This window comes from uncultured Ruegeria sp. (genome assembly GCF_947489545.1).
Lineage (GTDB): Bacteria > Pseudomonadota > Alphaproteobacteria > Rhodobacterales > Rhodobacteraceae > Ruegeria.
The window spans coordinates 1-3180 of the sequence record NZ_CANLDZ010000057.1; the positions used below are offsets into that span (position 1 = coordinate 1).

Consider the following 3180-nt stretch of genomic DNA (forward strand, 5'->3'; position numbering starts at 1 on the left):
CCGCATCTGATGACGCGGCTTGAACCGCACCGGGTTTACCGGAGGCTCCAACTCGAGAATATGATGAAGCCACAATGGTTTCTGGTGCCCGCGGATGGTAAGGGCTTATGCTACCCGTCAATACTTGTCGCGGAGAACGTCCGTTGCAAGCCCCAGAGTGACCAATGCTGCGGCCGGGATACGCAGCGGCTTTGGAGAAACGCGCAAAGCCCGTTAAGGCCTTTTTGGGCAGCCGTTACGATTGGCCTACTAATGCGAGATGCAAGCCGCACGCGATCAGCTGTCAAAGCCGCCAGGAAGATATCCGCACTCAATTAGCATCCGGATTGCGAATTGGCGCCGAAAGTCTCTGATCTCACCATACGTGGCAGCTTGGGCATAGAGCGCGAAGGGGATCGGCTTCAGACCGTTCCTTGCCACCCATCCCACGTACCAACCTTCGAAGGGGCGTGAGAAGTCTCCTGGAACAAGCGGACCCGATCCAGTCTTGCCGTGGAGTCTGAATCCATTGGTGCTACGGTCCAGGCTTGCCATAGTGAGCGCTTCGAGGCTCTCCGGAGCCACGTCAAAAGACCCCGACAGCAAATGCGAAAGGAACTCGACCTGCTCAGAGACCGAGATGCGCAAGGTCCGGTCCAGCCAGAAGGTGTCTGAGTTATCTGGGGCTGCTGCATTACCGTAGCTCCAGTCGTTCATGATCATCCGATATTGTTGAGCTCCCACATCGACGGCAACATCCTGAAAATACCACGCCGCTGAGCGTCTGAAGGCGCTTTCGAGCGTCTGGTCTCGTCGCCAATCGTCGGGCCAGTAGTTGGCCGCTGGTCGACGCTGCTGATCCCACGCCCGCTCCGCTTCCAGACCGTCTACCACGCCGGTTTCCAATGCGATCAGAAGGTTGGGTATCTTGAAGGTTGACCAGGGCCCGTATTGCGTTTCGAGATCGCTATCCTCCAACACACAACTCGCTTGCGTTTCAGAGTTATGGGCCAGGAAACTGACTTCGCGCCCCGTCATTTCCTCAGCAAGAGGTGCGGCGGGAAGAATGACGCGCGACTCAGCGACAGCCTCCCCAGAGAATATTGCGGCGACAGTGAAGAGGGAGCAAGCGATGACGGCGGTGCAAAGGTTCATTATTCACTCTGGGTTGTTGTTGCGTTGGGATTTCAAATGTGTTCCGACCATCAAGCAACATGTCTGGAAGACAGCGTCGATCGACCGAAACACATTGGTTCAGCCAACGTATCGGCATTTAGGGTCCTGGAGACAAGCGGCCATTCCAACAATCGCGCTGAACGGCAGCCAAGTCCGCTGACCAGATCTAGCCCAGCCTGAATCTAAGCCTCCCCAACTGAACTGGTCCACCGTTATGTTTAGGAAACGGAGGACCACGAATGGCAAGCAAGAGACCGAAGCCTGAAGAGATTGTCTCAAAGTTACGGCAGGTTGAAGTTCTGATGGGTCAAGGCATGTCTCGTCTTGATGCGTTCATTCAGGCCAATGAACTGATAGCACTGGATACTGAAACGCACCGGGTTTGCCGGAGGCTCCAACTCTTGAGTAGGGTGGAGCATTATGACGAAGACAACGAACAAGTATTCACCAGAAGTGCGCGAGCCTGCCGTGCGGATGGTCAGGTAGTGATGTTCGATCTTCCAGATCGGTTCTGGGTGCTGAGTCCTTTCATGGAGAAAGCTATCCCGGCATTTTAGACATTAAACCAGGGTTCGGATCCTCCGACACCTCAGCGTTACACTTGCACTATTGGAGTAACGAACAGTTACGGCTTTGATAACTCCTACTAGGTTATTGCAACTGGTACGCAAAGGCTAACTGAGCAGCCTTTGGGCAGGCTTCGATTACGTGGTCCATGTGGTGCCAACGATGAATTTCTCCTCGCCGCCACCGCCCAAAACCTCCGCAAGCTAGCCAAGATCTTTCCTGCACCGCAGCAAATGCGGAAAACTTGACTGGGAAGGCACTCACGGCAAATTCTGGACATCGATTTCTGCGCTAGCAATACCGTGTTTTTCAACACCATCGCCACCAACCGGACTTTCGTTGCGGGCGCACAATTCATGCTGTGAGCGCAAGGGTATCTGCAGGAAGGGTGGAAAGCAGAAGTTCGCTGCAAGCACAAGTGATTACTTTGAAGCAGCTAAAGCGGACCTTGAGCGCACGATCATCTTCGACACTGGTTACTCAGTACGTTCAGGCCAATCATCGGGAATCAGCTTCCGTCCGTTTTCCTTTGTCCAACGTTCCACGGTTGCATCAACGTATCGGGCGTCAATTGCCATGTATGCATGTTCGATTAATAGGGCTTGCAGACCGGCTGCCCTAGCTGTTTCAGCAAAGATGAAATCAACGATCTGGGTCATGGAACGCCAGTCGTCATCGTCTTTCATTTCGCTAAGATCACGCTCATCTTCAGCTTTTTCATCCTTAGGATAGTAGGGGCGACTTATCTGGTCGATCACCAACAAACCCGGAACCGGGGACGCAACCTGTTCAAAGTGTTTGTGCAAACCGAACAGGAGCGCCAAGTGTATGGCGAGATAGTTTTGATCTGAGCCGACTTCGACCATATTCAGCGAGCGTTGTCGCACCGACTTAACGACCCTAATTCTCTCATCAGCTAGAAATTGCATTCGAGCTCCGGTCAATGGCTCGGCGGATGGCAACTGCGCCAGCATTTCCGACGAGTAGTTTGAAACCATATACCAACCGCCGCAGCAATCCGACAGGCTTTCGGTGCGGATGTCGAGTTGATCATTCCGCCGCCGAAGAACGCCGTTCCCGGAGAGCGCGCCGCACGCAACACCCATATCGACATGATCGTCAAGGGCGGTCGTATGGCCTGGCAGAAGGCCACTGGCTATGGCCAAAGATCACGCCGCGAGGCCCAGTTCGGGCGTTATTAACAAGTCAACGGATCAGAGCTGCGCAGCCGCAAATTGGAGACCTATACAACCGAAACCAAGATCGCTGTCAAAACTCTCAACCGCATGACCCATCTCGGTCGTGCGACCTATGAACGTGTCGCGTAACGAACCGGGTAAAGGGGCAAATGCGGCCCAAGCGCTATTTGTGAAACGCGGTCCTTGCTCTGCAGGAGCCAATGGTATGGACCCCGCCGCCCTCGGGCGGCGATCATTGCGCATTTGCAAAGCAAGGAGA

5 protein-coding genes are annotated in these 3180 nt (G+C 54.2%); 2 read left to right on the forward strand and 3 right to left on the reverse strand.

Annotation, left to right across the window (positions count from 1 at the left end; translation table 11 throughout):
- Window positions 1–276 precede the first annotated feature (276 nt).
- Window positions 277–1134 carry a penicillin-binding transpeptidase domain-containing protein gene (locus Q1B13_RS26620; RefSeq protein ID WP_299085908.1) on the reverse strand — a complete coding sequence of 286 codons (858 nt, stop codon included), beginning with the start codon at window positions 1132–1134 and terminating at the stop codon, window positions 277–279.
- 260 nt (window positions 1135–1394) lie between these two features.
- Between Q1B13_RS26620 and Q1B13_RS26625 the strand changes: the two genes are divergently transcribed.
- The gene (locus Q1B13_RS26625; RefSeq protein WP_299085910.1) at window positions 1395–1712 is read left to right on the forward strand and encodes a hypothetical protein; all 318 of its coding nucleotides are present in this window, start codon (window positions 1395–1397) and stop codon (window positions 1710–1712) included.
- 486 nt (window positions 1713–2198) lie between these two features.
- Here Q1B13_RS26625 and Q1B13_RS26630 read toward each other — a convergent pair whose 3' ends face one another.
- The gene (locus tag Q1B13_RS26630; RefSeq protein WP_367180735.1) at window positions 2199–2828 is read right to left on the reverse strand and encodes a DUF3732 domain-containing protein; all 630 of its coding nucleotides are present in this window, start codon (window positions 2826–2828) and stop codon (window positions 2199–2201) included.
- Here Q1B13_RS26630 and Q1B13_RS26635 point away from each other — a divergent pair.
- Window positions 2769–2924: a hypothetical protein gene (locus Q1B13_RS26635; RefSeq protein ID WP_298938564.1), complete on the forward strand. Its 156-nt coding sequence runs from the start codon at window positions 2769–2771 to the stop codon at window positions 2922–2924. The genes Q1B13_RS26630 and Q1B13_RS26635 overlap by 60 nt on opposite strands.
- Before the next feature lie 12 nt (window positions 2925–2936).
- Here Q1B13_RS26635 and Q1B13_RS26640 read toward each other — a convergent pair.
- Window positions 2937–3180 (reverse strand): hypothetical protein (locus Q1B13_RS26640; protein WP_299800823.1); only part of this gene is annotated, 244 nt, incomplete at its 5' end.